3 protein-coding genes are annotated in these 1,843 nt (G+C 40.1%); 2 read left to right on the top strand and 1 reads right to left on the bottom strand.

Features of this window, described 5'->3' with window-relative positions; all coding sequences use genetic code 11:
* Positions 1 to 164: ParD-like family protein (locus tag EXA13_RS16470; protein ID WP_238134033.1), on the bottom strand; the 164-nt coding region annotated here is incomplete at its 3' end.
* 293 nt (positions 165 to 457) lie between these two features.
* On the opposite strand from EXA13_RS16470, the gene EXA13_RS16475 reads away from it, so the two are divergent.
* Together EXA13_RS16475 and EXA13_RS16485 are read left to right on the top strand one after the other, a co-directional pair.
* The gene (locus EXA13_RS16475; protein WP_238134082.1) at positions 458 to 937 is read left to right on the top strand and encodes a DUF1456 family protein; all 480 of its coding nucleotides are present in this window, start codon (positions 458 to 460) and stop codon (positions 935 to 937) included.
* 138 nt (positions 938 to 1,075) lie between these two features.
* Positions 1,076 to 1,540: a hypothetical protein gene (locus tag EXA13_RS16485; protein ID WP_238134084.1), complete on the top strand. Its 465-nt coding sequence runs from the start codon at positions 1,076 to 1,078 to the stop codon at positions 1,538 to 1,540.
* Positions 1,541 to 1,843: the final 303 nt, after the last annotated feature.

Here is a 1,843-nt window from a genome sequence, read left to right on the forward strand (position 1 = left end):
GCTTGTCTCACAAATTCATAAGGCAGATCTGGATTGTCTTCCATCATTTCGCCGATTTTAGCCCAATGCTCAATTTGTTTAGGCGTTGTACGATTCAAAGCTTTAGCCATGATAGCTGCTTTATCGACGAGTTCTTGATCAAGACGTATGCTTGCAGTTGACATAATATAATCCTCTTGTAAGTTTTAAATGATTGTAGCATAATGCTACATTGGTAGCAATGTGAATCATAACAAAGCATTCAAGAGGGACAGTCAACGCTTGGCAGTTTTGGTTTGGTTGGCATTTGAGGTTACGGCTGGCTAGTTTGAGTTCAGTGGTTTGCGTTGTCTGCCCCTTAATGCGGCGTTATGATTCTCTCGCAAATTGGTAGGGAGTAAACCGCAAATCTGATAAAATCCAAGTCTTCCAGTAATCACGTTGATAGCACTGGATTTACCTAAGACTAGGAACTATTTTGACCAATAATGATATTTTGCGCCGTGTACGTTATACATTCGATTTAAAAGACAGCGTAATGGCTGAAATCTTCTCTTTAGCAGACTTAAATGTGACGGATGAACAAGTCACTAGTTGGCTGAAAAAAGAGGACGATGAATCTTTTGTCGAACTTAGCGATACAGAGTTAGCTGTATTTCTAAACGGTTTTATCAATTTCAAGCGTGGCAAACGCGAAGGTGAGCAGCCTAAGCCAGAAGAGAAGTTAAGTAATAATATCGTATTCCAAAAGTTGCGTATTGCTTTGAACTTGAAGGCTGAGGATATTCTCGAGATTTTGCAACTTGTCGATTTTCGTTTGAGCAAGCATGAACTGAGTGCATTTTTCCGTAAGCCAGAGAATAAGCATTACAGAGAATGCAAAGACCAAGTTCTTCGAAACTTCCTACTGGGTTTTCAAAGTCAGTTGCGTCCAAGTGGTGGTGAGTCCGAATCATAACAAACTGTTTAAGAGTGATTCGCAACGCGTGGCATTTTTACTATGTGTTGCGTCTAGTGTTTAAGGTGGTTTACGGAGGCTTCGGCATTGCGTTGCTCACACCTTAACAGGGCGTTATGTGCTAGGGCGATAAGATAAATGGAACAGTTAGAAAGAGTTGAACGTTATTTAGAAAGGTTAAGAGCCATATACGCAGGGGAAACAAGGATTTCATGGGAAAGTCGTAAGTATCATGAAGATGATGTACATAGTTTTTTCTTACATTGCCACCATTTGCAGGACTGGGTTGAAGAGCTGAATCAAATAGGCATTAGAAAAGAAGATATCAGTAAATTTATAAAATCTTATACGGTCTTGCGTATTTGTACTGATTTAGCTAATTCGACAAAACACTGCAAATTGAAACATCAAAAAGTTACAGGTTATAAGCATCAACCAAGTATCTCAGGCGCCCAACACCAAGAGAATATGTTTGGAAATGGTGTTAAGTCGAAATTTTCTTTGATATCAGGCTACGCTTGCTACGACGCACTTGAAGTTGCTGAAGAGTGTTTCAGGCTTTGGAAAAGCTTTATTGAGTCACACATAAAGGTTCGCACATAACAAACGCTTCAATAGGGACATCCAACGCTGGGCATTTTGGGTTCAAATGGCATTTGAGGTTACGGCTGTTATGTTTGAGTGTGGTTGTTTTGCGTTGTCTGCCCCTTAAGCGGGCGTTATGCATCCGAGTACCCCACGTTTAGTAGACACTTTACTAAGTTAGATCTAGGGTCTAATTGAGAGGTGATTTATGGCTAAACATCGTAATCCAGCGTACACCGAAGAGCAGGGAAAAATCATGAACATGCCTATGTTTAAAGGGTTTGTGATATAGATAACTCACAGTTTTCTTGTTTTGATGGA

Origin of the sequence: Vibrio cincinnatiensis (genome assembly GCF_022113815.1) — a bacterium.
Classification (GTDB): Bacteria; Pseudomonadota; Gammaproteobacteria; order Enterobacterales; family Vibrionaceae; genus Vibrio; species Vibrio cincinnatiensis_A.

Excerpts from the sequence above, each read along its gene's own strand:
- EXA13_RS16485 (WP_238134084.1), top strand. The coding sequence starts at position 1,076 with ATGGAACAGTTAGAAAGAGTTGAACGTTATTTAGAAAGGTTAAGAGCC.